Origin of the sequence: Pseudonocardia endophytica (genome assembly GCF_004339565.1) — a bacterium.
In the GTDB taxonomy this organism is placed as follows: domain Bacteria; phylum Actinomycetota; class Actinomycetes; order Mycobacteriales; family Pseudonocardiaceae; genus Pseudonocardia; species Pseudonocardia endophytica.
This window is the reverse complement of the sequence record NZ_SMFZ01000002.1, coordinates 2,344,648-2,370,312: the sequence shown is the minus strand read 5'-3', so window position 1 is coordinate 2,370,312 and position 25,665 is coordinate 2,344,648. Positions and strand designations below refer to the sequence as shown.

Genomic DNA, 25,665 nt, shown 5'->3' with positions numbered 1-25,665 from the left:
GAGTGCGCCGGTGCGAGGACCAGTGGATCAGTCCGACGACGGAAGGGAGGCCGCCAGCGCACCCCGGACGATCTTCCCGGACGCGTTGCGGGGCAGCGCGTCGCGGACCTCGATCCGGGTCGGCAGCTTGTAGCCGGCCAGACTGCGACGGCAGTGCGCCAGTAGCTCGGGCACGGTTCGGCCCGGAGCGACGACGAAAGCCACCGGCGTGTGGCCCCACCGCTCGTGCGGCGCGCCGACGACCGCGCACTCGACGACACCGTCGATACCGGCGAGGACGCGCTCGATCTCGCTGGGGTAGACGTTCATACCGCCGCTGACGATCAGATCCGTGCGGCGGTCCACGACGGACACGTAGCCGTCCGGGGAGACCGTGCCCAGGTCCCCGGTGCGGTACCGACCGCCGCCGAAGGTCGCGTCACTCGCCTCGGGCCGGCGCCAGTAGCCGCGCGCCGCCGAGCCCGTGGTGGCGACCAGCTGACCGACGGTGGAACCGTCGTGCGGCAGCGGCTCACCCGCCTCGTCGACCACGGTGACGGCGGTGCCCGGCACCGCGCGGCCGACACTGGAGAAGATGCCCGGCACGGCGTCGACGTAGTCGCGTTCGGTGGTGGCGGTCAGGAGTCCGCCGGAGTTCTCGGTCATCCCCCACCCCTCCACCAGGCGCGGGCCGATGACCTCCACCAGGCGCTCGAGATGTTCGGGCGGCGCCTTCGACGCCGAGTGCAGGGCCGAGCGCAGCGACCGCACCGAGGCCGGGTCCGCCTCGACCACGTCGGCGAACTCGGGAATCGCCGGCCCCGGCACGATCACGAAGTCGGCACGGTGAGCGGCGATCTGCGAGACGACGCGCTCGGTGTCCCACTGCTCCATCAGCACCGTCGTGCCACCGACCGCGAGATGGGGTAGCACGTGGGCCGGGACGGTCGCGGTGAACGACAGCGACAAGCCGAAGACCTGGACGCTCCCGAGCCCGTACCGGCACGACAACGCATTGGTCAACCCGAGGTGGGTGATCGAGCGGTGGGTGAGCTCGGCCCCCTTCGGGAAGCCGGTGGTGCCACTGGTGTAACCGATGACCAGAAGGTCGTCAGGATCGGGCTCCGGAGGGGTGACCGAAGCTCCGGCCTCGAGAAACCTGGCGAACGGCTCCCCCGCCCCGTCGACATCGACACACAGCGGGAGGTCCACGCCGAGCTCGTCGACCCGCGGCGCCACCGAGCCCTCGTGCACCAGAGCCCTGGCCCCGGAGTCCTCCAGGAGGAACCGCGCCTCCTCGGCGGTGAACCGGATGTTGACCGGGACCACGACCAGCCCGGCCTTGGCACACGCCAGGTAGGTCTCCAGGTACTCGACGCGGTTACCCAGCCAGACGGCGATCCGGTCCCCCGGGCGGATGCCATGGGCCAGCAGTGCGTTCGCCAGCCGGTCGGTACGGACGTCGAGCTCGGCGTAGGTACGCCGGCGCCCTCCCTGTTCGGCGAGGGCTGTCCGGTCCGGCGTGGCTCGGGCCCAGTCCGCCACCGCGTGGGAGACCAACGAGCCACGCGGAGCACGAGGACCGGTCGCCACCACCGGATCGCGCATCAATCGTCGCCGTCGGGCGCGGTCACGCGGGAGAGAACCGGCGGTACCTCGCCGCTGATGGAGGCCAGCGACATGTCGGTGAACGCGGACGCGATCTCCTCCGGTGAGTACAACCCGTCCGGGCGGTACCAGGTCGACACGCTGTTCAGCGAACCTAGGATCAGCTGCGCCGCGACGCGCGGATCGATGTCGTCGCGGACGCGGTCGCTGCTGCGGGCCTTGTCGACCAGGGTCCGGACGAAGGAGTGGAACTCACGGCCCTGCGTGCGCACCTCGCTGAGGCGCTCACCGGTGAGCCACTTGCCCTCGTTGAAGTAGATGCTGACCCGCTCGATGTTGTTGACGTACCAGAGCGCGATCCGGTGCAGGTAGACGCGCAGCTGGTCCAACGGGTCGTCGGCGGACTCCAACGACTCGGCCATGATCACCGATGCCTGGGCGTGCGACTCGACGCAGATCCGGGCGAGCAGGTCCTCCTTGGAGGAGATGTAGTGGTAGAGGCTGCCCTTGAGGACGCCGACGATCTCCGCCACGTCCTGCAGTGATGCGGCGGCGTAGCCCTTCTCGTAGAACACCGTGATCGCCGCGGCGATCAGTTCCGAGTCACGGTTCCGGCGGTCGCTGACCCCGCTCTTGCGTTTCGTCGCCACCGCTGTCCCTCTCGTCGGTCCCCGCCCCGGTGATGGGCGTCGTCGCAGTCTGTCAGGTGATCGACCCGCCCACTCCGTCACAGTACAACCAACCGATTGGTACTTCTACTGCACAAACCCTTGTTCGCTGTGGCTTGTACGGCGCATCACCAGTTGAAAGACCATTTCAAGCAGCTCACAGCTCGAGCGTGCCACCGTGCCCGTTGTGGTTGAACCAAATACTCGGTAGGTTCGCGGTCGGCAGGCTTGGGCTTCGACGAGGAGGTTGGCCATGGGACGTCTCGAGGGCAAGGTCGCGTTCGTGACCGGTGCGGCCCGCGGGCAGGGCCGGTCACACGCGCTGCGGCTGGCCGAGGAGGGCGCGGACATCATCGCCGTGGATCTCTGCGAACAGATCGCCAGTGTCCCGTACGCGATGTCGACCCCTGGCGACCTGGAGGAGACCGCGAAGCAGGTCGAGCAGCTCGACCGCCGGATCGTGGCCCGTCAGGCCGACGTCCGCGACGGCGACGCCGTCGCGGCCGCGCTCGCCGCCGGCGAGTCCGAGGTGGGGCCGGTCGACGTCCTGGTCGCCAACGCCGGCATCTTCAGCACCGAGGCGAGCGAGACGATGGCCCGCCAGACCTGGCAGGACATGATCGACACCAACCTGACCGGCGTCTGGAACGCGTGCCAGGCCGTGCTGCCCGGGATGAAGGAGCGCAACGGCGGCTCGATGATCCTGACCAGCTCGACCGCCGGGATCAAAGGCTTTCCCACGCTGGCGCACTACACCGCGGCCAAGCACGGTGTCGTCGGTGTCATGAAGGCGCTGGCCGCCGAGTTCGGGCAGTACAACATCCGGGTCAACACCGTGCACCCGACGTCGGTGGACACCGACATGATCCAGAACTCCGCGATGTACAACCTGTTCCGGCCCGACATCGACAACCCGGGCCGCAACGACTTCGGTGAGCTGTTCCAGTCCATGCACGAGCTGCCGGTCATGTGGACCGAGCCGCGTGACATCTCCAACGCGGTGCTGTTCCTGGCGTCGGACGAATCGCGGTACATCACTGCGCAGCAGCTCAAGGTCGACCTCGGTTACTGCGAGAAGTGAGTTCCACGCCCAAGGAGCGTCATGCCACTCAGCTCTGACGACATCAGGATCGTCATCGACGCCCTCGACCGGTCCACCTGGGACCAGGCCGAGATCGTCGTCGACGACGTGCGGATCGCGGTCGGCCGCAAGGACATGCCGGCGCCGGGTTCCGCCGCGGCGGCGCCGGCCGGCCCACCCCCTGCGGTGGCGGCTCCCGCGCCGGCCCACGCGGCCCCGGCACCGGAACCGGCCGTCACCGGGTCCGCGCCTGCGGTCGCGAGCGCCGCGGCCACGGCCGAACCGCAACCGTACGACGCGTCCACGGCCGACGACCACGTCCTCGCCGCGCCGAGCGTCGGCGTGTTCTGGCGGTCTCCGTCGCCGGGCGCGCCGCCGTTCGTCGAGGTCGGCTCCCACGTCGCGGTGGGCGACACGGTCGGCATCGTCGAGGTGATGAAGCTGATGAACAACGTCGGCGCCGACGTGGCCGGGACGGTGACGGCGGTGTTCCCCGCCAACGCCGAGCACGTCGAGTTCGGCACGCCGCTGGTGGCGATCCGGCCCGATGCCTGAGCCGTCCGAACCCGGTGGGAGCTCCGCACCAGTGCCGGGGCCGGGACTGCGCCGGGTCCTCGTCGCCAACCGCGGCGAGATCGCTCTGCGGATCCTGCGGGCCTGCTTCGACGAGGACATCGAGACGGTCCTCGCGGTGTCGGCGGCCGACCAGGACTCGCCGGCCGCACAGCTCGCCGACCGCGCGGTCCTGATCGGCCCGGCCTCCGCGGGACAGAGCTACCTCGCGATCGACCGGATCGTGCAGGCGGCCCTGTCCGCAGGGTGCGACGCCGTACACCCCGGATACGGGTTCCTGTCCGAACGTCCCGAACTCGCCGATGCGTGCGCGGAGAACGGGCTCCGGTTCGTCGGGCCCGACGGCGACACCATGCGTCGGGCCGGCGACAAGATGACCGCCCGCGAGGTCGCCGAGAAGGCCGGTATCCCGATCGGGGGGCGAAGCCGACCACTCGAGACCCGCGACGAGGCCGTCGAGGCCCTCGACGACGCGCTCGACGCCGGTGCGTCCCTGCCGATGATGCTCAAGGCCAGCGCCGGTGGCGGCGGACGCGGGATGTCCATCATCCGCGATCGCGCCGAGATCGGGGGACGCTTCGACATGGCGCACCGTGAGGCCGAGCAGGCCTTCGGTGACGGCCGGCTCTACCTCGAGCGCTACGTCACGCGCGCCCGCCACGTCGAGGTCCAGGTCCTCGCCGACGGCTTCGGCACCGTCTGCCACCTCGGTGATCGAGACTGCTCCACCCAGCGCCGCCACCAGAAGCTGATCGAGGAGGGCCCGGCCCCCGATCTACCGGCCGACCTCGCCGACCAGATCCGCGGAGCGGCCGTCCGCCTCGCCACCGAGCTCGGCTACGTCGGCGCAGGCACCGTGGAGTTCCTCGTCGACCTCGACCGCGGAGACTTCGTCTTCCTGGAGGTCAACGCCCGGGTACAGGTCGAGCACCCGGTCTCGGAGATGGTGTCGGGCATCGACATCGTCCGCGAGCAGCTCCGCATCGCCGCCGGCCGGCCGCTGTCGTTCGCACAGGACGACGTCACGATCACCGGCCACGCGGTCGAGGTCCGGATCAACGCCGAGGATCCCGAACGTGGATTCCTCCCGACCCCCGGCACCATCACCCGGTGGGCGGTCCCCGCCGGGCACGGCGTCCGCGTCGACACGTTCGCCTACCCGGGTGCGGTCGTCACTCCCTACTACGACTCGTTGGTCGCCAAGGTGATCACCCACGCGGCGACCCGGCTCGAGGCGATCGACCTCATGCAGCGCGTGCTGCGCGGCAGCCGGATCGACGGGATCGCCACGACGATCCCCCTGCAACTGGCGGTACTCGACTCGCCGGAGTTCCGGGCGTCCCCGGTCACCACCCGGTGGCTCGAGGAGCAGTACCTGCCCGCCCGGGAGAAGGAGACCTCCGATGCCTGACGTCGAGTTCGTCGACCAGACGCTGCGGGACGGCCAGCAGAGCCTCTGGGGCCTGCGCATGCGCGCCTACCAGGCCGCCGACGCGCTGCCCCACCTCGACAGGACCGGGTTCCGCGTCGTCGACCTGACCGGACCCGGCATGTTCACCGTGCTGCTGCGCGAGTTCGCCGACGACCCATGGGCATCGACCGACTTCCTGGTCCGCAACCTGCCCAACAACACCGTGCGCGCGGGCATGCGAACCACCGCCGTGATCGGCTTCGCGCAAGCACCTGACGCGATCATCGACCTGTGGGTCCGGACGCTGATCAGGCACGGCGTCACCAGCTTCTGGATCTACGACTGCCTCTACGACATGCCGACCATGCGCCGCCTCGCCGACGTGATCAACCAGTCGGGCGGACAGGCCGTCCCGTCGATCATGTATGGGCTGACCGGCGTGCACGACGACGCGTTCTTCGCCGACCGGGCCAAGGAGATCGCCGGCTGGGACGGCGTCGAATCGATCTACGTCGAGGACGCCCCCGGCGTGTTGACCCCGGAACGGGCCCGCACGCTGCTGCCGGCCATCCGGGCCGCGACCGGCTCGATCCCCCTCGAGCTGCACTGCCACGCCACCACCGGGCTGGCCCAGCACAACTACATCGAAGGGCTCGAGGCCGGGTTCACGATCCTGCACACGGCGTCGCGGCCGATGGCCAACGGGCCGTCGCTGCCCTCCACAGAGGGGATGCTGCCGATCCTCGACCACCTGGGCCTGTCCCACGGTCTCGACGTCGACCGGCTCGCGCCGGTGGAGGAGAACTTCGTCTGGGCCGCCCGCGACGCCGGGTTCGAGCCCGGAGCGCCCGCCGAGTACGACCCCCGCATCTACCAGCACCAGGTCCCCGGTGGGATGACCGGGACCCTGCGGAACCAGCTCGCCACACACGGCATGGCCCACCGACTCGACGAGGTGCTGGCCGAGATCCCGAGGGTCCGCGAGGAGCTCGGTCACCCGATCATGGCGACACCGTTCTCCCAGTTCGTCGGGATCCAGGCCGTGCTCAACATCGTCGCAGGCGACCGCTACGAGCTGGTGCCCGACGAGGTCGTGCACTACGCCCTCGAGCACTACGGACCGCTGGCCTCCCCACTGGACCCGGACGTCGCGGACAAGATCCTCTCCGGGGAACGGGCCCGAACACTCGCGAAGTGGGAGCGCCCGCAGCCGACCATCGAGGAGATCCGCAGGTCCTACCCGCTCGGCATCTCCGACGAGGACCTGTTGCTGCGCTACATGACCTCCGACGAGGAAGTCGAGACGATGAAGGCCGCTGGGCCGATCCGCACCGACCCCCGGCGCTCGGCGAACGCGATCGTCAACGAGGTGGTCGACCTGATCGCCGAGACCCGGTCGGTCACGTCTCTGCACGTGTCGCGTCCCGGCCTCGAGGTACGGCTGGCCCGGAGCGGCTCATGACCGGGATCATGCTGCCCGCCGACTCGGTCCCGGCGCTGATCGAGGCTCGCGCCGCCGAGCACCCCGACCGCGTGTTCGTGACCTTCGAGGGAACCACCTGCAGCTACGCCGAGCTGCGTGACCGAGCCGGTCACGTCGCGGCCTGGCTGCAGCGCACCGGCGTCCGGCCCGGGGACCGGGTGGCGATGCTGATGACGAACTCGCTGGAGTTCCTCTACGTGTTCTTCGGCATCGCCCGCGCCGGCGCGGTCTCGGTGCCGGTGAACGCCTCCTCGGTCGGCGAGGGGCTGCACTACACGCTGGAGCACTCCGGCGCCGTCGGCATCGTCGTCGACGCCGCTCTGACGGCCGGTCTCGACCGGATCGACCCGCTACCCGACCTCGTCTGGCGTGTCGTGGCCGGCGACTCCGACGACCCCGACGACTCCGGCGACTCCGGTGCGGTCCCGGTGGCCGACCTGCTGCAGCCGGGGGTGGCCGACCCGGTCGAACCCGGACCGCTGGACGCGATGTCGATCATCTACACGTCGGGGACGACAGGGCCACCGAAGGGTGTCGTGCTCTCGCACACCAGCTACCTCAACACCGGCCGCTACTTCGTCGGCCACTACGGCCTCGGCGCCGACGACGTGCTGCACACCTGCCTGCCGCTGTTCCACTGCAACGCCCAGCAGTGCACCGTGATGCCCGCCCTGGTGGCGGGTGCCTCGGTCGCGCTCAACGGACGGTTCTCGCTGTCGCGGTTCTGGACCTGGATCGACGAGTCCGGCGCCACGATCACCAACCTGCTCGGGTCGATGCTCGCGCTGATGGACAAGCGGCCCGCCGACGACGTGGAGCGGCGCAACCGGCTGCGGTTCATGGCCGCGGCCCCGGTGCCGGAAGCGCTGCACCGCCCCCTGGAGCGCCGGTTCGGCCTGCAGATCGTGGAGGGGTACGGGCTGACCGAGACCGGGACGATGGCGTGCAAGAACCCGGTCGCCGACACCCGGTCGGGGACGATCGGGATCGCGCTGGACCACAACGAGGTCCGGATCGTCGACCCGGAGGGCCGGGAGTGCCCGGCCGGGGTGGTCGGCGAGATCATCACCCGCTCGCACGTCCCCGGCGCGTACATGACCGGGTACTTCCGGGAGCCGGACAAGACCGCCGAGGCGATGCGCGGCGGATGGTTCCACACCGGCGACGCCGGTTACCGGCGCGAGGACGGCTACCACGTGTTCGTCGACCGGATCAAGGACACGATCCGCCGGCGCGGGGAGAACGTGTCCTCGTTCCTGGTGGAGAAGGCGATCACCGCGCACCCCGACGTGCTCGAGGCCGCCGCGGTCGCGGTGGCCTCCGAGCTCGGCGAGGACGACGTCAAGATCCTGGTCGTGGCGCGACCGGGAACCGAGCCTTCACCGGCGGACATCGTCGGCTGGGCCCGGGAACGTCTCGCCGAGCACGAGGTGCCCCGCTACGTCGAGTTCCGCGCGGAGTTCCCCCGCACCGAGACCGGCCGGATCCAGAAGTACGTGCTGCGCCAGGAGGGCGTCGGAGCGGCATGGGACCGCGAGACCCGCCGGGAGACCGTGCGATGACCGAACCCCGCTACGACGAGCTGCCACAGCTCGCGGAACTCGGTGTGCGCCACGCCTGGGACGTCCTGCCGGCCGAGCTCGGAACGCTGTCGCGGCTGGCCCCCGAGCACGTGATCCGGGCGGCCGGGCTGGTGCGGACCGGTCAGGTGTTCCCGCTCAACCTGCCCCTCGACACGTTCGACCCACCGCTGTTCGGGCGAGCCGCCACGGCCCACGACGTCGTCGCCCACGACCGGAACACCTTCGAGGACACCCTGGACGCCTTCAACCCGCAGGCGTCCTCGCAGTGGGACGGGCTCGGACACGTCCGCGCCCGGGAACACGGCTGGTTCAGCGGTGTCACCGACCAGGCCGCGGCCTCGGAGCGGCTCGGGATGCACCACTGGGCCGCCCGGGGGATCGTCGGTCGCGGGGTTCTCCTCGACATCCCCGCGCACCGCGAGCGCACCGGCACGCCCTACGACCCGTTCGCCGGCGACCCGGTCACCCCCGACGAGCTCGGTGCGGCCGCCCGCGAGGCAGGCGTGGAGATCCGCCGCGGAGACATCCTGTGCCTGCGGTTCGGTTGGATCGCCGAGTACCGGCGCCGGGCGGCCGCCGGCGACGACATGACGGCCGCGGTGACGTCATGGACCGGTCTCTCCGGGGCCGAGTCGACGGCCCGGTTCCTGTGGGACACCGGAGTCGCCGCGGTGGCGGCGGACAACCCCGCCGTCGAGCGCGGTCCCGGCACGCGTGAGGACGGCTCGCTTCATCGCCGGCTGATCCCCTCGCTCGGCTTCGCCCTCGCCGAACTACTCGACCTCGACGCGCTCGCCGCCGCCTGCCGGGCGCAGGCGCGCGCCGAGTTCCTGTTCGTCGCCTCCCCGCTGCCGATCCCCGGCGGGGTCAGCTCACCGGCCAACGCCATCGCCCTGCTCTGACCCCGGGCACCGCCGACCATCACGCCCGAGGCTTCCGACGAAGGAGAGCCGTCATGACCGTGACCGACACGAACCCGCCCGGCACCTGGGGCGGCGGCGTCTGGGAAGGCCCGACGAGCTGGCCCTCGGCCGGGTCGGGAACCTCCCGCGCCTATGACCTCGCGGTGCGCATGGAACACGGTATGACCCACCACGCCGCGCATCCTCCGTTCTCCTATGCCCTGGTCAAGAAGCACGGCGAGCACAACTATCCGGGCGGCATCTCCTCGGCGATGGAGCTGTTGACCATGCCGGGCCATTGCGGGACCCACGTCGACGCGCTCGGCCACATCTCCCTGGACGGCTGCATCGCCGGCCAGCGCGACATCATGGACAACCAGTCCTGGACCGAGGGGGTCGCCGAGGGCTCGGTCGAGGAGCTGCCCCCGCTGGTGGGGCCCGGCCATCTCGTCGACGGTGAGGAGCTGTTCGGACGCGAGCTCACCCACGCCGACGGGATCGGTGCCACGGAACTCGAACGCTGGTTCGCCGACCGCGAGGCGCCCCGGCCGGGATCGATCGTGTTGCTGCGCACCGGCTACATGAAGTACTGGACCGAGCCGGAGCGCTATCTCGGTGTGGGCGTCGGGCTCCCCGGCCTCGACGTGTCCGGTGCTCGGTGGCTCGCCGACCGGGGTGTGCGCGCCGTCGGCGGCGACACCGCGAGCTTCGAGCACAAGCCGCACTGGACGGTCCCCGCACTCGACGTGCACGTCCAGCTGCTGGTCCACTCCGCGATCCCGATCATGGAGTCGGTCGACCTCGAGAACCTCGCCGCCGACCGCGTGCACGACGGGTTCTTCTTCGTCGCCTCGGCACTGCGGATCAAGGGCGGAACCGGGTCTCCGATACGGCCGCTCGCCTTCACGGCCTGACCGACCGCGAACGCCCTGGCCGGAAGCGGTGACGTCCGTGGAACGTCGGCCGGGACAGTGCTCCTACGGCGTGTCCGCGCCGGTCGACGCCCGCCGAAGACGCACCGACAGGCCGGGACGGCTGATGTCGACCGACGTCAACGACGGGCGTTCGGCGATCAGGTCCTCGACCTCGGACACGATCGTCGAGGCCGCCCACCGCGGGTCGGTGCGGATCGGTCCGGCCGCCAGCATCCGGTCGACCTCCTCGTCGGACGTCATGAACCGCAGCAGCAGCTCCTCGTCACTCATCCCGGGCGCGTATCGGGCCCGCACCTCGGCCAACGACGGCCGGGGCCGTTCCCACGCACCGATCTTCGCGGCCTGCGGGCCGGAGAGCACACGGTCGCGAACCTCGTCGTCGACCGGCGCGGCCACTGGCCCGTAATGGCCGAGGACGTAGTGCACGACCTCGTCGGGCACCATCGAGTAGCGGTCGCCGGTCACGACGTTCAGCACCGCCTGGATCCCCACGAACTGGGAGAAGGGGGTCGCCATGATCGGCTCGCCGAGCTCGCGCCGCACCCGCGGAATCTCGTCGAGCACCTGCGGCAGCCGCTCCGTCATCCCGTGCGTCGCCAGCTGGTTGCGCAAGGTCCCCATCATCCCGCCCGGGACCTGGTGGTCGTAGACCCGCGGGTCGTACTCCGCGACCTGCCCGAGCGGGCGCCCTTCCGCGCGTGCGGCCCGCGCGAAGTTCTCCGCGACCGGCGCGAACTGCGAGGCGTCCAGCGAATGGGTGTGTCCCAAGGCCTGGACGATGGTCGCCATGCTCTCCGTCGAGGGCAGTGACACCCCGTTGGCCATCGGCCGCGACGCCGTGTGCAGCCAGGTGAAACCGGCGTTGAGACCCTCGATGTAGTTGTGCTCGGCGAGGCCCGTCGTGGCGTGGCAGTGCAGTTCGAGCGGGATCGAGCCGGTCGCGGTCCGGATGGCCGGTAGCAGGGTCCTGGCCCGTTCCGGGGTGAGCACCCCGGCCGCGTCCTCGACGTAGAGCGTCCGCGTGCCCGGCCACGACGCCATCTCCGCTGCCTTGTCGGCGAAGAACGCGTCGTCGTGCACGCCGGTCAGCCCGTACATCACCGCCGGGACCGCGGTGCCGCCGGCCGCGGTGATCACGTCGGAGAGCCTGCGCATGGTCGGCAGGTCGAACAGGCAGTCGTAGAGCCAGAAGCTGGTGACGCCGTGCTTGATCAGCGTCTGCGCCCACAGGTCGATGATGCACTCCGGTGTGTGGGCGAACCCGATCACGCTGATCGTGCGCAGGCCCGAGCGGAGCTCGTTGCCGCGCAGCCCGTCCACGAGAAAGTCGGTCGTGGCCCACGGGTCGTCGGCGTACTCGCGGAGCAGCACCGTGAACATGCCGGCTCCGGTCAGGTCGACCACGCGGAAGCCGGTGCGCGCGATGTGCGGCAGCGCTCGGGCGGCCTCGTAGGCGCGCATGCGCATGCCCCAGTGGCTCTGCTGGCCGTCTCGCAACGTCTGATCGACGAACTCGATGTGCACCGTTGAACTCCTCGCCACGGCCGCGCGGCGTCTCTACCGACCGGTCGACTCAACACTAGATACGCCTCGCATCGTGGTCAATGAAATGCAGTTCTAGCGCCCATACTGGGTGTCGGCTAGGTTCCCAACCGACCGATAGGTTGAGCCGGTAGTACGACGTGAGGAGTCGGCGATGGGACGGGTCGAGGGCAAGGTTGCGCTGGTGACCGGTGCGGCACGCGGACAAGGCAGGGCGCACGCGCTGCGCCTGGCCGACGAAGGCGCCGACGTGATCGCCATCGACCTCTGCGCCGACGTCGAGACCGTCCACTATCCGATGCCCACCCGGGCCGACCTCGACGAGACGGTCGCCGAGGTCGAGAAGCGTGACCGCCGCGCCGTCGCGAAGCAGGTCGACGTCCGCGACCTGGGCGCGCTGACGTCGGCCGTGCAGGATGCGGTCACCGATCTCGGGCGTCTCGACATCGTCGTGGCCAACGCGGGGATCCTGTCCATCACGCTGGACGAGCCGACCGATCCGGCGGAGCGCCGCCGGGTCTGGGAGACGACGCTCGCCACGAACCTGACCGGTGTCTGGAACACCGTCGAGGCGGTCGCACCGATCCTGGTCGCGGCCGGCAACGGTGGCGCCGTCGTGCTGACCTCGTCCACCCAGGGACTGAAGTACGCGGCGAACAACGACATCGCGCTCACCGCCTACACCGCCAGCAAGCACGGCGTCGTCGGACTGATGCGCTGCACGGCCGCCGACCTCGCCCCGCACGGGATCCGCGTGAACAGCGTCCACCCCACGGGCGTGAACACACCGATGGTCGCCAACCAGGTCATGGGCGACTACGGCGTCAAGCACCCGCGGCTCGGCGACCTCATGGGCAACCTGCTTCCCGTTCCGGTCGTCGAACCCGAGGACGTCTCCGAGGCCGTCCTCTACCTGGTGTCCGACTCCGGCCGCCACGTCACCGGCGTGACGATGCCGGTCGATGCCGGCCATCTGCTGACCTGACCGACTCGACAGCGTCTCCCCGCCCCGGCCGTGATCACCTCGAGAGGCGCTGGTCGCCCGGGTCGCCCCGCACGCTCAGGTTCGGGGCCGCGGGCCACCTGCGCGCGGAGCCTTACCCCGGGGCCCGGACCGCGCTCGGCATCGACGACCGCGGCCTACCTCGCGTGCCGCTGATCCACCACGTCGTCGTCCTGCCCGCCGTCCCGCCCGGCGAGCGCCTCGCTGCACGCGCGGGGCGTCATGCCGTAGCGGTCGCGGAACTCGTTGATGAAGTGGGAGGTGCTGCGGTAGCCGACCGACTTCGAGATCGACGTGATGCTGGACTCGTTCTCGATCAGCAGCTCGCGAGCCTTCGTCAGCCGCATCTCCTTGATGAACTGGTACGGCGAGCGGCCGGCCACGTCCCGGAACAGGTGCGAGAACGCCGACGGACTCATGAACGCGCGCTCGGCGAGGTCGCTCACCGACAGCGGCTCGGCGAGGTGCTCGTTCACGTAGGCGATGATCGCGCTGACCGGGTTGCTCTTGCTCTCGCTCGCTGCCCGTGCGATCAGCCGCTCGTACTGCTCGGCCTGCAGCGCCCGGTACACGATCTCCTTGAGGTAGACCGGCGCCAGCACCCGCCGGTCGGCGCCGTTGGAGATCGCGCGCAGGAAGCGCAGGATCGCGTCCATCATGTCGCGGTCCAGTGCCGAGACGAACGAGTGCTTCGCCTGCCCCTGCGCCGAGACCCGCGGCGCGGTGGTGAAAGCCGTGGTCCGGCGCTCCAGGATGATGTCCGACGACACCTGGCGCACCAGCTCGTGGTCGAGCTGCAGGCCGAACGACAGGAAGGGCTTGGCCCGGCTGGCCTCGACGATCTCGGTCCGGAACGGCACGCTGTCCTGGATCGCGAAGTACGTCAGCGGGTCGTAGTAGGTCTTGACGCCGTCCGTGGTGACGCACTTGCGGCCCTGCGCGATCACGCACAGGTGCAGCTCGCGGACCTCCTCCCACATCGGCGCGGCGGGCCCGTCGAACCGGTACATCGTGAGACCGGGCCAGAGGCCGTCGTTCGTCCCGATCTTCGGGCACTTCGACTTGATCTCGGCGACCAGATCTCCCGGGGAGATCCGGAACTCGAGTGGGTTGAAGGCGGTCACCGCTGCCGGCTCCTTCGTGGTGGGGTCTGAATGGTCGCCTATGCCTCGACGATTTTCCAGTAGCTGTCCTTGCGCGCGATCTTCTCGCCGCGGAACTCCCAGAGGTCGCAGCCGCGCGCCGCGATCGTCACGCCACCGGTCGTCGTGCCGTGCACGAGCCACTCCGAGACGGCCCGGTCCCCGTCGGCCGAGAACCAGTGGCGGTCGGCGTCGTACTGCACGTCCGGGATGGCCTCGAACCGCGCGGCCAGGCCGTCGCGCACCGCCTGCTTGCCGACGAGCCGCTGGCCGTGCGGCTCGGGGCCCTTCGACGTCTCGAACGTGCAGTCGTCGTCGAAGAACTCCATGATCGCGTCCAGGTCGTGCGTGTTGAACGCCTTCATGATCGCGTTCAGCGTCTCGGTCGACGCACCCTGACCATTCGCCATCTCTGATGGACTCCTGTTTCTAGAAAGAGTTGAAACCGATCGCCCGCAACTGTTCGCGACCGTCATCGGTGATGTCCGCGGGACGCCAGGTGGGCAGCCACTCCCATTCCACGGTGAACTGCCGGCCCACGGCGGACAGTTCGTGTCCGATCTGGACCTCCATCACCTCGGTCAGCGGGCAGGCCGCGGACGTCAGCGTCATGGTGATGGTGGCGACGCCGTCGCCGTCGAGCCGGACCCGACGCACGAAACCCAGGTCCACGATGTTCACGCCGAGGTCGGGGTCGATCACGTCGTAGAGCGCCTCGCGGACCTCGACCTCCGCCGCGGTCTCCGGCCGGTCGTCCCGTGGCCGCGGGACGGCAGGCGGCGCGGCCGGCTCCGGGATGGTGGCCGATTCGGCGGCCACCACGCCCTTGGGGCGCAGCACGATCGTCACATCGCTCGTCGCGGTGTGGATCCAGTCCGCGACGCCGTGCGCCTTGCGCCGCACCCGCACGATGTCCTCGGCGGCCACGGCTCGGCCTGCGCCGATCACGAGCACGTCCGGGTCCAGGCCGGACTCACTCGCCCGGACGATCGCCTCGTCCAGCAGGCGGGCCAGCTGCTCGCAGGTCCTCCCCGGGCCGAAGCGCAGCGTGGCGCGGGCCGCGACGGCAGGCTTCCCCATCACCCTCGCGAACGCGGCCATCGCCTCGGCCTCGGCGATCCGGACCTGTTCCTTCCGGACGACGATGTCGGTCATCTCCGCCAGTGCTGTCACCCGGCCACCTCCGATCGACGTGCTGATGCCTTGCTCGGCAACAGGCTCTTGAGCGGGAACTCCTCGTCGGCGAGCTGGTCCGCGGTGACCTCGTGCGGAACGGCCATGACCTTGCGGGCCTGCAGCAGGTCGCGAGGCCGGTTCAGCGCGACCATGGCCCCGATCCGCCCGTCCACGAGCGAGAAGACCGTGAACGACCGCTCCTCGAGCGAGCCGCGGACCACCCGGGTGCCCTCCGCGGTGAACCGGCCCAGCGACTGCAGGTTGTGGTCGTACTGGTGGGACCAGAAGAAGTGCCGGTCGGTGAACGGCTCGGCCTCGCCCAGGAGGTTGCGGGCCGTGTTCGCACCGTGCTTGACCGCCGTGTCGTGGTGCTCGACCCGGATCCGGCGGCCGTGCGGCGGGTAGAACCGTTCGGCGACGTCCCCGATCGCGTACACGTCCGGCGCGCTGGTGCGGCCGAACTCGTCGGTGAGGATGCCCCCACCCGCGGCACCGCCGACCTCGAGTCCGGCCGCGACGGCGAGCTCGACGTTCGGCACGGAGCCGACGCCGACCAGCAGCTCGTCGCACTCGACGACCTCGCCGTCCCGCGTGGTGAGCTCGAGCCCTGAACCGGTCTCGGTCATCGACCTGATGACCTGACCGGTCCGGATCTCGACGCCGTTCTCGGCGTGGATGCCGGTGATCGCACGACCGACCTCCGGCCCGAGCGCGCGCCCCAGCGGGAGCGGCTCCGGCTCGAACACCGTCACCCGCACCCCGCGTGCGGCAGCCACCGCGGCCACCTCGCAGCCGACGAACCCGGCCCCGAGGACGGCCAGCCGGCTGCCGGCCACGAGACGCGACCCGAGCCGCTCCGAGTCGGCGAGCGTGCGCAGCGCGTGCACACGGTCGCCGTCGAAGCCCGGAAGCGTCCTGGCCCGCACGCCGGTGGCGAGCACCAGCGCGTCGTAGCCGAGCGGGCGACCGTCCGAGAGGGACACCCGACGCTCCCCCGGCGACACCGCGAGAACGCGGGTGCCGAGCACGAGCTCGACGGCGTTGTCGGAGTACCAGCTCTCGTCGTTGGCCTGGAAGTCCGTCACCGCGAACGTGCCGGCGAGGTACTCCTTGGACAGCGGTGGGCGCTCGTACGGCAGGTGCGACTCTCCGGCGACGATGACGATCTCGCCGTCGAACCCTCCCTCCCGCAGCCCGGTGGCGGTGGCCGCCGTGGCGACCCCGCCACCGACCAGGACGAACCGTGTCATCCGAGACTCACATGGATCATGCCGTCGTCGTCGACCTTGCACCGGTAGCCGATCAGCGCGCAGTTGGCCGGGTTGACGCCCTTGCCCGTGGTCACGTCGAAGACCCACAGGTGGTTGGCGCAGGTGAGCTCGCATCCGTCGAGATCACCGTCGTTCAGCGGCCACTCCTGGTGCGGGCACCGGTTCTTGTAGGCGTACACGTCGCCCTCGTGGTTCACGAGGAGGACGGAGCGCCCCTCCACCTCGACGGCCTCCATCTCGCCTTCCCAGAGGTCGTCGAGGTTCATCACCTCGTGCCACTGCTGTGTCACCGTGTCACCCACCACCGATCACCCGACCGTCGCAGCGCCGGCACTCGCGAAGACTCCACTGTGGAGCTTCTCGCGTGCGGCGCGGGCCTCGGCCACGACCTCGGACCCCGACTTCCCGAGCAGCGGGGCGAGCCCCTCCGCCGCCGCGTCGGCGAGCGGAGCCCAGCGGTCGATCCACTTGTGCAGGGGCCTCTCGTTCTCCGCCCGCTGCTCCACGCAGAACCTGGCGAGCCCGCCGCACCAGCGGTCGCGCCGCCTGGCGTCCTTGGTCAGCTGGGCGGCCAGCAGCCACTCCAGCTCGTCCCCTGCTCCCCTGCTGACCTCGCCGAACTGCCGCAGCAGCACGTCGTCCAGCGTCGGCGCGAGGACCAGGTTGAGCGCGGTGAACGCCTCGCCGAAGTCGTAGGCGACCAGCAGGCGCTCGACGGCCTCGCGGGCCGGCTGCCACGCCGCGTCCTGCTCCCAGCGCTTCCGCTCCTCGGTGCCGATCCCGGAGTCCGGGTGCGCGAGCTGCAGCTCCCGGGTGCGGTAGCCGACGATCGTCACCCGCCGCAGGAGGTCCGCGTTGGCGTAGCCGGCCGCGCTCGTGATGTACGAGCTGTGGCCGAGGTAGCCGACGTAGGCCTGGACCTGCTGGAAGCCGTGCACCAGATAGCGCGACGGCGTGTGCAGCGCGCCGAGACGGGACACCTGCTCCGCGGACAGCGACGCGTCGGACCCCGCCTCGTTGTAGCTGTCCAGGATGCCGTCGAGCTTGAGCTGCTCGTCGGCCTGCAGGTTCACGTAGGACCGGTAGGCGACCTTGTCCGGGTCCTTCCAGCCGTCCCAGTCGTCGACCTGCAGCGGCGAGTTCTCCCGGTAGGTGAGGAACCACAGGTTGATCGGCGACGACGGGTTCTGCTCGAACGTCGACGCGCGGCCGTCGCGGGTGTTCCAGTTCTGCGCGTGCGTGACGATCTCGTACTCGCTCGGCATCTTGCGGACGTCGCCGAACGCCGAGAACGTGCGCTGCTTGCGCGGCTTGCGTGCGGGCGTGCTCATGCCGGCGTTCCTTCCTTGGGGGCGCCCTTGCGCTCCCAGGTGATCTTGTCGCTGGCGGTGATGGCGCGGCCGGTGAACGAGGACATCAGGTTCTCCAGCGACCGGATGCGGTAGTCCGAGCCGAGGTACTCCTGCAGCGTCGCCTCGGTCAGCACGAGCCGGTCCTCGCCCTGGATCCGCACGTACGAGCCGCGGTCGATGACCTCGATCTCGGTGTGCGGGTTGTCGTCCTCGATCGCCGCGATGATCTGGTCGGTCTCGTCGCCCAACGACAGGATCGGCCCGACGGGGTTCTTCATGACGGGGCTCCCGACGTGTCGTACTCGACGGTGACGTGGTCCAGCGGGGCGAAGCCCGCCTCGGCGACCGTCATGTCACCGGGGACCTTGCGTCCCTTGTGGATGACGACCTTGGGGTACGGCTGGGCGCGCACGCGCTTGCCCTCGACGTGCTCGGCGACCGCACCCGCGACCTCGTTCATCGTGTTCGCCGTGGTCACCGGCACCAGGATCTCGACGAAGTCGGTGGAGAAGATCGCGTTGAGCGGCACCAGCTGCGGGGCCGCGTCCATCGTCTCGCTACTCATGCCTGCGCTCCCGCCGGAACCGCGAGACCGGTGGCCGGACGACCGACGTAGTCCTTCGTCCAGGCGCTGTAGTCCGCGTCGTCGCCCATCACGTCCGGCGTCATGGACATGTAGTTCATCAGCCCGCCGAGGTCCGCGGGCTGTACCTGCCCGGCGAGGAACCGGTCGACCAGCGTCTCGTGGTTGACGTTGTCCCGGTCCTTCCACCAGATCTGCCGGCAGCCGTTCGAGCAGAAGTGGTACGTGCGGCCGTCGTAGGTCAGCGGCTTGTTGCGCACGCGCCAGCTGCCGTCGCGCGACTGCGTCGGGTTGCAGCACGGGAGGTGGCAGAGGCTGCACAGGTACGGCAGCGTCGCCGGGAGCGTGGCCTCGACGTTGTTCGCGTTGACGTTGTCGATGATCACGTCCCACTTGTCGCCGTAGGTCTGCTCCCAGTTCGGGTACTTCTCGCGGAGCCACTCGCGCTCGTCCTTGCTGACGCCGGCCTTCGGGCGCCACCAGATCGTCGGGCGCCAGAACCACAGGCCCATGTGCAGGCTGTGGTGCCAGGTGTCCAGACCGCGCATGAACTCGTCCCAGAACCACGGCTTCTTCAGACCGTAGTCCTCGATCGTGCGGACGAACTGGTCGACGATCCACTCCTCCATGAACTCCCGGTAGGACTGCTTCCGGTGCTCGAGGGGCGTGTAGTAGTCCATCGCCGGACCGGTCAGGGCCGAGAAGGCGCGGGCGGAGCCCCAGAACGCCTTGTCGATCACCCACTGCGCGCGGGTCGGGTCGTGCTCGACGAGGATCTGCAGCGTCGCGACGCCCTGCTGGGAGTGCCGCGCCTCGTCGGTCTGGATCGACGAGATCATGGTCGCGAAGTTGATGTCACCGGACTGCAGCGCGTCGGCGGACAGCGCGACGAACTGCAGGTTCGTGAAGCCGGTCTCGAACGCCAGCGGCACCTGCAGCGCGCAGTCGACCACGTTGGACGTGGTCATGATGCCGTCGAACAGGGTGCGCAGCGAGATCGGCACCCAGTCGTTCGTGGTGTAGGTCTTCTGCGTCCAGTCGTACTGCGGGTCCTTCACCACGAGCTCGTGGCCGAAGTACGTGGTGAGCGCGTTGTGCCGCAGCTCGTCCAGCTGGCCGAACGTGGCCATGTTGCGCCACGCGCCGTTCAGGCCGAAGCGGGCCATCTTCAGCTCGGCGAGCGTGGCCGTGTACTCGACCTGCGCGACGCCGCCGAAGTGCATCTTCGTCGCGGACTTCCAGCCCTCGTCGAGGTGGTCGAACGTGTCCGAACGCGACAGTGCGGCCTTGACCGCGTACGTCGACGCCTCCTTCTCCTTCTGCGTGTAGACGTACTCCTGGTAGGAGACCTTGTAGTCCTCCTCCCAGGCCAGCCACGCCTCGCGGGGCACCTTGCCGGTGCCGGAGAACCACTCCGGGTAGACCGCCTCGTCGTCGACGTAGGACAGAGTCCAGTCGACGTCGCGGACGAAGTCCTGCCATTCCTCACGCTTGAGCAGCGCCATAGCGGTGATTCCTCCTAGTCGACTTCGAGGTGGCCGAGGTCCCGGCAGACCTGGGCGTTGTCCCAGTAGGCACGGATGCTGTCGATCAAGCCGTCCGCATCGACGTGCAGGATGAACAGGTGCGGCGCGACGATCGATCCGCCGGCCGGCTTGATGAACGCCCACGCGATCTGCTGCGTGCCCGTGATGTCGCAGGCCACGACGACGTCGCCGTCGTCGTTGCCGTCGATGTGGTGGATCACGTTGCCCAGGTTCGGGAACGAGTTGATCAGCCCGCTCCAGATCACCTTGCCGACGGTGCGGACCTTGCCGTCACCGCGGAACACGCGCTGCTTGGCCCACACCTCGAACGGGATGTAGGAGAAGTCCGCGTTGTCCGTGCAGAGGTCCGTCATCCCCTCGACGTCCTGGCTGCGGTAACGGTCGAAGAACTCGGTGACGACGGCGATCGCACGGTCTGCGGTCATGGTGGTCGGCGCGGAGGCCAGTTCGGTCATGGTGTCCCTCTCCTTCTCAGACGATCGCGATCTGGTCGGTGCGCTTGACACCCAGGCGGCGCAGCAGCTGGTTCTGGCACCAGTAGACGTCGATGCCGGTGATCTCCTCAGCCGTCACCGTGAAGCGCCACGCGGTGTCCCAGTCGAGGTGCTTCTCCTGGTTGACCACGCCCAGGAAGTCGGCGGCCTGGGTGCCCTCGATCTTGACCTCGGCGACGACGACCGGGCCGAGCTCCAGCACGCTCCGGACGGTGAGCAGCAGGTCCGGGAGCGCCCGGGAGATCTCCTGCAGCAGGTTCGACAGGTCGTCGCGCCCGCCGCCGATCTTCTGCAGCGGGTAGAGGTTCACCTGCGCGTCGGCGGACACTGTGGACAGTGCCGCGTCGGTGTCCAGGTGACGGAATCCCGTCAGGAACGCCTCGACGGTCTGGCGTGGGCTGGTGGACACGGCAGGCTCCTCGTGCTGATCGGTGGTGGGTGTCCGGCGCAGGCGGCCGAACACGCGGGACAGGACGCTCGCGAGCGCTCCGCCGTTCACAGGCGCAGGGCCGTTCACAGGCGCAGGGCCGTTCACAGGTGCAGGGCCTTGAGCACGGCGTCGGCGGTCGCCTCGGTGGAGTTCGGGTTCTGACCGGTGATCAGGTTCCGGTCCACGACGACGTGCGACGCCCAGGCGAACGGCGCGTCGTCGAACACGGCACCGGCGTTCTTCAGCGCGGCGTCGAGATACCACTGCATGCCGAGCATGCCGATCTTGTTCTGGTCCTCCTCCTCGTCGGTGTAGGAGGTGAGCCGGTAGTCCGCGAACAGCCACTGGCCGTCCCAGCGCTCCGGCGCGGCCAGCAGGACCGCCGGGCCGTGACAGAGCGAGGCGACGATCGCGCCCTTGGAGTGCAGGATCTCCAGCAGTCGGCCGGCGTTCTCGTCGAACGCCAGGTCCACCATCGGGCCGTGACCGCCCGGCGCGAACACGGCGTCGAACTCGCCCATCTGCTCGTCGCTCATGCCGGACAGGTCGACCGGGTCGTTGAAGCCGGGGATGGCCTCCAGCCGTGCCTGGCGCTCCTCGGACAGGGCCTGGGCGTCCGCCTCGAGGTCCGCGACGGCCTCGCGCAGCGTCTGCTCGGACAGCCCGCCGCTCTTGCCGTTCTCCAGCATGACGTCGACGAGCAGCCGGTCCTGCTGCCAGGCGATCTTGGCTGCCCTGCTGACGATCCCGTGCGCCTCCGCGGGCGTCTTCCCGGCGTCGACCAGCCGGTAGACGATCCGGCGGGCGGCGACCAGCTGCTGCTCGGTGGAGTGGTGCAGGGTGATCCGGATGTCGTCCGGGTCCTGGTGGAACGTCCGGTACACCGAGGCGAAGTAGTCCCGGTCCTGGTCGGGGTAGTGGAACTGCGGCTCCAGGCTGTAGGGGTCCGCGACCGGCGCCTTCCCGTCGGGCGTGATCACCACGACGTCGGCCCCCGCGGCGACGAGACGCTCGTAGGACTTCAGCGCCTCCTCGGCCCAGTAGCCGGTCGGATGGTTGCTGCTCTGGCGGAGGTCGATCTCCCGTGCGCTCGACACGAGGTAGGCGATGCGTGGCATGGATTGACTCCCGGTTACGGGCTGGTTGAGTGGCTACGAACGTAGCCAGGGAGAGATCGGGAGCACATCGCAGAAACCTGCTCAGGAGTTGCGCATTCCTGCGCGGCGCGGTAGCCGCGACACGAATCCGCAACAGGGCCGTCACCCGCCCTGACACCTGCAGGCCGTGCAGGGTCGCAACGTCGGCATCCGTGGCCCGGATCAGGCGAGCTCGTCGACCAGTCCCCAGCCGAGGGCGGTCCGGGCGTCGACCGCGAAGCCGGACAGCGCCAGGTACAGCGCTCGCCACCGACCGATCCGCCGCGGGAGGGAGACGGTGCCGCCCGCACCGGGGATCAGGCCCATTCCGACCTCCGGCAGCCGCACCGTCGTCCCGGGGTCCGCGACGACGTGCCCGGCGAACGCGGCCAGCTCGATGCCGGCACCCACGCACGCGCCGTGCAGGTGGACCGTCGTGCGCCCGGCGAGTACGTCCAACCGGCGAGCGGCGCCCGCCCGGGTCCGGACGAGATGGGCGGTCACCGGGTCGGGGGTGGTGCCGAACTCGTCGAGGTCACCGCCGGAGCAGAATCCCGGACCGGCACCGTCGAGGACCACGTGCTCGACGGACGGATCCGACACGGCCACGTCGAGCGCGTCGACCAGTGCGTCGCGCACCTGCCTGCCGTAGGCGTTGCGGCGCTCCGGACGGTGCAGCGTGACCCGCAGGACGCCGTCGTCCCGCACGACGAGCACCGGGTCGGGTGCCTCCGGCGGGGCCGGGCGGGGACCACGGCTCTCGAGCCAGCGAGCGAACTCCGGGCCGCCGAGCAGCGTGGAGTACGCGAACGACTCGGCGTCCAGAGCGGCCTCGACGGGGAGATCTCCGCTCCAGCGCAGCAGCCCGGCCAGGATCGTGGCCGCCCGCGGCACGCGGTACGCCACGTCGGCAAGCCCGGCCAGTGCGCTCTCCGGGTCCCCGACACCGATCTCGAAGCGCCGCGCCGCCGCTCCGTCGACGAGCGTGAGGTCGAGCGCCCGGGCGAGCCCCGCGCGGTCCGGATGCACCGGCCCGATCCCCACCAGGACCCGATCACCGTGCCGGACAGCGACATCCCGCCCTGGACCGCTCAGGTCGACACCGACGACAGGGGGCACGTCCGGGTCGCCGGTGAACGCGGCCAGCCGATCCGGCGCGACGACGGGAACGCTGCCCATGAGGCGCCTAGTATGGCGGCGTGAGCGATCCGGCTGGCGACTGGGCCGCTTCCGGCGCCGTCGCGCTCACCGGCCATCGGGCCGGCCCCCCGCTCGTCCCGCCGGGCCGGGCCGCGTCCTACGCGCAGGAGCTCGGTGCACTGTTCGACGTGGACGGCGCCGCGCTGCTCGCCGAACGGGCCGCGTTCACCGGCCACAGCCGTCGTGGACGCATCTCGGCCGGCGGGGGCTGCCGCCTCCTCCGCGTCGCCGACGGCTGGGCGGCGGTGTCCTGCACGCGACCGGACGACCCGGCACTGCTCGGTGCGCTGGTCGAAGGCCCGATCCCCGACGACGCACCGTGGCCCGCACTGACATCCGCACTCGCCACGATCCCGTCATCCACACTGGATGATCGGGCCGCTCTGCTCGGTGTGGCGGCCCACTCCGTCGCGTCCGGGGCGCCCGCCGGGACCCCCGTCACCGTCACGGGCCCGCCGCGGTCCGTGCAGGACGCCGTGGTGGTGTCGTTCGGGGCGCTGTGGGCCGGGCCGCTGTGCGCCCAGCTGCTGGCCTGCCGGGGCGCGCGCGTGGTGACCGTCGAGACGCCACGACGCCCGGACCCTTCGCGGGAGCGCACGCCCGGCTTCCACGCCCTGCTTCACGCCCGCGACCGCTCGGTCGTACTCGACCCCGCCGACCCGACCGGCCGTGCGGCGCTGCGCGCGCTCGTCGCCGCCGCGGACGTCGTCATCGAGGCGTCCCGCCCGCGTGCGCTGCGCGGGTTCGGCCTCGACGCCGAGGCGGAGGTCGCCCGCGGCGCGACGTGGATCTCGATCACCGCGGCGGGTCGCGGATCGGAGCGCGTCGGATTCGGCGACGACGTCGCCGCGTCGGCCGGGCTGGTCGCGCGGGACGGGGACGGGCTGCCGGTGTTCGTCGGCGACGCGATCGCCGACCCGCTCACCGGACTGGCCGCTGCCGCGCTCGCGATCACCGCACCGGGTGTGCTGCACGACGTGTCGATGACGCGGGTGGTCGCCACGACGCTGGACGGGACGCCGGGCGGCGACGCGGTCGGTCTCCGGGTCGCCTCGCCGCGGGCCCGTCCGGTGCCCGGCCCGGCGCCTGCGGTCGGGGCCGACACGGCCGCTGTGCTCGCCGAGCTGGGTGTGCTCCGGTGACGCTGCTGGTTCGCGACGCCGAGGTCGACGGCCGCCCCGCCGACGTGCTCGTCCAGCACGGTCGGATCGTCTCGGTGACGCCGCCCGGCCCGCTCCCCGCCGGCGTCGACGACGTCCTCGACGCCGCCGGCGGGGCGCTGCTGCCCGGGCTGGCCGACCACCACATCCACCTGCACGCACTGGCGGCCGCGCGGTGCTCGGTCCCGGCCGGCCGCACCCGCGACGACCTCGCCCGCGCACTCGCCGCGGCGGAGCCGGACGAGCACGGGTGGGTCCGCGTCGTCGGCAGCTCCGACGACGCACTCGACGCGTCGACGCTGGACGTCCTGGCCCCGGGGTTGCGGGTGCGGGTGCAACACCGCAGCGGAGCACTGTGGACGTTGAGTTCGGCGGCGCTCGAGGCGGTCGGCGCCGCGGACCACGCCGGCGCCGAACGCGCCGCCGACGGGGCACTCACCGGCCGGATGTTCCGCGCCGACGACTGGCTGCGCGACCGGATGCCGGAGCGGGCACCGCCGAACCTCGACGGGGTCGGCGCGGACCTCGCCGGCTACGGGATCACCGCCGTCACCGACGCGACACCGGATCTCGACCGGTTCGCCGCGACGGCGCTCACCGCCCTACCGCAGCGGCTCACGCTGCTCGGTGTGCCGCTCGGCGAGCTCCCACCGCCCGGGGCGGACGCCGGCCCCTACAAGATCGTGCTGGCCGACTCCGATCTGCCCGACCCCGACGTGCTGACCGACCGGATCCGCGCGGCTCACGCGGCCGGTCGCGGCGTCGCCGTGCACACGGTCACGCGCGAGTCACTCGTGCTGCTCCTCGTCGCGCTCGACGCGGCCGGACGGCACCCCGGCGACCGCCTGGAGCACGCGGCGCTCGTCCCGTCCGAGCTGCTCTCCGAGCTCCGCGGGCTGACCGTCGTCACGCAGCCGGGGTTCCTCACCGACCGCGGCGACGACTACCGCCGCGACGTGCCCGCCGACGAGCACGCCGACCTGTACCGCTGCCGCAGCCTGATCGACGCCGGCGTCGGGCTGGCGCTGTCCTCGGACGCTCCGTACGGACCGGTCGACCCGTGGGCGGTCGTCCGCGCCGCGACGACACGGCTCACCGCGGACGGGGCACCACTCGGGCCCGGCGAGACGCTCACCGCGACCGCGGCCCTGGACGCGTTCCTCACCGCTCCGGACGACCCGGGCGGCCGCTCCCGGCGCGTGGTGACCGGCGCACCCGCCGACCTCGTGCTGCTGGCCGTCCCGCTCGCCGAGGCACTGCGGGCGCCGAGCTGCGAGCACGTCGCCACCACCGTCGTCGGCGGCGAGCGCGTGCACGGACGACGGCCTCACCGTCGTCGCGGCACCGCGCGGGGCCCGCGGGCGGCGCGGAGCGCGGACAGCCCGTGACGGCGGCGCCCCGTCGGG

The 25,665-nt window shown here is 70.8% G+C and carries 26 protein-coding genes; 10 read left to right on the top strand and 16 right to left on the bottom strand.

What is annotated here, in order from left to right:
• Positions 1–27: 27 nt before the first annotated feature.
• Both EV378_RS29930 and EV378_RS29925 read right to left on the bottom strand, forming a co-directional pair.
• The gene (locus tag EV378_RS29930) at positions 28–1,524 is read right to left on the bottom strand and encodes a class I adenylate-forming enzyme family protein (protein ID WP_165922548.1); all 1,497 of its coding nucleotides are present in this window, start codon (positions 1,522–1,524) and stop codon (positions 28–30) included.
• 62 nt (positions 1,525–1,586) lie between these two features.
• Complete coding sequence (locus EV378_RS29925) at positions 1,587–2,237, bottom strand: TetR/AcrR family transcriptional regulator (protein ID WP_132430708.1); 651 nt, start codon at positions 2,235–2,237, stop codon at positions 1,587–1,589.
• Between the two features lie 271 nt (positions 2,238–2,508).
• Here EV378_RS29925 and EV378_RS29920 point away from each other — a divergent pair, with 271 nt between their 5' ends.
• Genes EV378_RS29920 through EV378_RS29890 form a run of 7 tightly spaced genes read left to right on the top strand, consistent with a single transcriptional unit; the run spans position 2,509 to position 10,202 of the window.
• On the top strand, positions 2,509–3,336 hold the full coding sequence (locus EV378_RS29920; RefSeq protein WP_132430707.1) for a mycofactocin-coupled SDR family oxidoreductase: 828 nt from the start codon (positions 2,509–2,511) through the stop codon (positions 3,334–3,336).
• A 21-nt stretch (positions 3,337–3,357) separates the two neighbouring features.
• A complete protein-coding gene (locus EV378_RS29915; RefSeq protein WP_132430706.1) occupies positions 3,358–3,891 on the top strand; it encodes an acetyl-CoA carboxylase biotin carboxyl carrier protein in 534 nt (177 codons plus the stop codon).
• Positions 3,884–5,320 (top strand): acetyl-CoA carboxylase biotin carboxylase subunit, encoded by a 1,437-nt coding sequence (locus EV378_RS29910; protein WP_132430705.1) that lies wholly within the window; start codon positions 3,884–3,886, stop codon positions 5,318–5,320. Before EV378_RS29915 ends, EV378_RS29910 begins: the two co-directional genes overlap by 8 nt.
• Positions 5,313–6,782, top strand: coding sequence for a carboxyltransferase (locus EV378_RS29905; protein WP_132430704.1), 1,470 nt, complete (start codon positions 5,313–5,315; stop codon positions 6,780–6,782). The genes EV378_RS29910 and EV378_RS29905 overlap by 8 nt, the downstream gene beginning before the upstream one ends.
• Positions 6,779–8,365 (top strand): AMP-binding protein, encoded by a 1,587-nt coding sequence (locus tag EV378_RS29900; RefSeq protein ID WP_132430703.1) that lies wholly within the window; start codon positions 6,779–6,781, stop codon positions 8,363–8,365. The genes EV378_RS29905 and EV378_RS29900 overlap by 4 nt, the downstream gene beginning before the upstream one ends.
• The gene (locus EV378_RS29895; protein ID WP_132430702.1) at positions 8,362–9,288 is read left to right on the top strand and encodes a cyclase family protein; all 927 of its coding nucleotides are present in this window, start codon (positions 8,362–8,364) and stop codon (positions 9,286–9,288) included. The genes EV378_RS29900 and EV378_RS29895 overlap by 4 nt, the downstream gene beginning before the upstream one ends.
• 53 nt (positions 9,289–9,341) lie before the next feature.
• Complete coding sequence (locus tag EV378_RS29890; protein WP_132430701.1) at positions 9,342–10,202, top strand: cyclase family protein; 861 nt, start codon at positions 9,342–9,344, stop codon at positions 10,200–10,202.
• 63 nt (positions 10,203–10,265) lie between these two features.
• On the opposite strand, the gene EV378_RS29885 is transcribed toward EV378_RS29890, so the two are convergent.
• Positions 10,266–11,747, bottom strand: coding sequence for a carboxyltransferase (locus EV378_RS29885; RefSeq protein WP_243653833.1), 1,482 nt, complete (start codon positions 11,745–11,747; stop codon positions 10,266–10,268).
• A gap of 172 nt (positions 11,748–11,919) precedes the next feature.
• Here EV378_RS29885 and EV378_RS29880 point away from each other — a divergent pair, with 172 nt between their 5' ends.
• On the top strand, positions 11,920–12,750 hold the full coding sequence (locus tag EV378_RS29880) for a mycofactocin-coupled SDR family oxidoreductase (RefSeq protein ID WP_132430700.1): 831 nt from the start codon (positions 11,920–11,922) through the stop codon (positions 12,748–12,750).
• Positions 12,751–12,905: 155 nt separating this feature from the next.
• On the opposite strand, the gene EV378_RS29875 is transcribed toward EV378_RS29880, so the two are convergent.
• From EV378_RS29875 to EV378_RS29815, 13 genes are all read right to left on the bottom strand, one after another.
• A complete protein-coding gene (locus EV378_RS29875; RefSeq protein ID WP_243653832.1) occupies positions 12,906–13,892 on the bottom strand; it encodes an AraC family transcriptional regulator in 987 nt (328 codons plus the stop codon).
• Between the two features lie 38 nt (positions 13,893–13,930).
• Positions 13,931–14,320, bottom strand: coding sequence for a nuclear transport factor 2 family protein (locus EV378_RS29870; RefSeq protein ID WP_132430699.1), 390 nt, complete (start codon positions 14,318–14,320; stop codon positions 13,931–13,933).
• Between the two features lie 19 nt (positions 14,321–14,339).
• Positions 14,340–15,083 (bottom strand): iron-sulfur cluster assembly protein, encoded by a 744-nt coding sequence (locus EV378_RS29865; RefSeq protein ID WP_243653831.1) that lies wholly within the window; start codon positions 15,081–15,083, stop codon positions 14,340–14,342.
• On the bottom strand, positions 15,080–16,336 hold the full coding sequence (locus EV378_RS29860) for an NAD(P)/FAD-dependent oxidoreductase (RefSeq protein WP_132430698.1): 1,257 nt from the start codon (positions 16,334–16,336) through the stop codon (positions 15,080–15,082). Before EV378_RS29860 ends, EV378_RS29865 begins: the two co-directional genes overlap by 4 nt.
• The gene (locus EV378_RS29855; protein ID WP_243653830.1) at positions 16,333–16,647 is read right to left on the bottom strand and encodes a Rieske (2Fe-2S) protein; all 315 of its coding nucleotides are present in this window, start codon (positions 16,645–16,647) and stop codon (positions 16,333–16,335) included. The genes EV378_RS29860 and EV378_RS29855 overlap by 4 nt, the downstream gene beginning before the upstream one ends.
• Before the next feature lie 18 nt (positions 16,648–16,665).
• Positions 16,666–17,688 (bottom strand): ferritin family protein, encoded by a 1,023-nt coding sequence (locus EV378_RS29850; RefSeq protein ID WP_132430696.1) that lies wholly within the window; start codon positions 17,686–17,688, stop codon positions 16,666–16,668.
• Positions 17,685–17,987: an MmoB/DmpM family protein gene (locus EV378_RS29845; RefSeq protein ID WP_132430695.1), complete on the bottom strand. Its 303-nt coding sequence runs from the start codon at positions 17,985–17,987 to the stop codon at positions 17,685–17,687. Before EV378_RS29845 ends, EV378_RS29850 begins: the two co-directional genes overlap by 4 nt.
• Complete coding sequence (locus EV378_RS29840; RefSeq protein ID WP_207908897.1) at positions 17,984–18,274, bottom strand: toluene-4-monooxygenase system B family protein; 291 nt, start codon at positions 18,272–18,274, stop codon at positions 17,984–17,986. The genes EV378_RS29845 and EV378_RS29840 overlap by 4 nt, the downstream gene beginning before the upstream one ends.
• Positions 18,271–19,797: a ferritin family protein gene (locus tag EV378_RS29835; RefSeq protein WP_132430694.1), complete on the bottom strand. Its 1,527-nt coding sequence runs from the start codon at positions 19,795–19,797 to the stop codon at positions 18,271–18,273. Before EV378_RS29835 ends, EV378_RS29840 begins: the two co-directional genes overlap by 4 nt.
• 14 nt (positions 19,798–19,811) lie before the next feature.
• Entirely contained in the window at positions 19,812–20,294 is a 483-nt protein-coding gene (locus tag EV378_RS29830) for a nuclear transport factor 2 family protein (protein WP_243653829.1), read from the bottom strand.
• 16 nt (positions 20,295–20,310) lie between these two features.
• The gene (locus EV378_RS29825) at positions 20,311–20,742 is read right to left on the bottom strand and encodes a nuclear transport factor 2 family protein (protein ID WP_132430693.1); all 432 of its coding nucleotides are present in this window, start codon (positions 20,740–20,742) and stop codon (positions 20,311–20,313) included.
• A gap of 122 nt (positions 20,743–20,864) precedes the next feature.
• Positions 20,865–21,881, bottom strand: a complete 1,017-nt coding sequence (locus EV378_RS29820; RefSeq protein WP_132430692.1) for a DJ-1/PfpI family protein — start codon at positions 21,879–21,881, stop codon at positions 20,865–20,867.
• Positions 21,882–22,082: 201 nt separating this feature from the next.
• The gene (locus tag EV378_RS29815) at positions 22,083–23,078 is read right to left on the bottom strand and encodes an enoyl-CoA hydratase/isomerase family protein (protein WP_132430691.1); all 996 of its coding nucleotides are present in this window, start codon (positions 23,076–23,078) and stop codon (positions 22,083–22,085) included.
• A 20-nt stretch (positions 23,079–23,098) separates the two neighbouring features.
• Here EV378_RS29815 and EV378_RS29810 point away from each other — a divergent pair, with 20 nt between their 5' ends.
• Both EV378_RS29810 and EV378_RS29805 read left to right on the top strand, forming a co-directional pair.
• On the top strand, positions 23,099–24,241 hold the full coding sequence (locus tag EV378_RS29810) for a CoA transferase (RefSeq protein ID WP_132430690.1): 1,143 nt from the start codon (positions 23,099–23,101) through the stop codon (positions 24,239–24,241).
• The gene (locus tag EV378_RS29805) at positions 24,238–25,647 is read left to right on the top strand and encodes an amidohydrolase family protein (RefSeq protein ID WP_132430689.1); all 1,410 of its coding nucleotides are present in this window, start codon (positions 24,238–24,240) and stop codon (positions 25,645–25,647) included. The genes EV378_RS29810 and EV378_RS29805 overlap by 4 nt, the downstream gene beginning before the upstream one ends.
• Positions 25,648–25,665 lie beyond the last annotated feature (18 nt).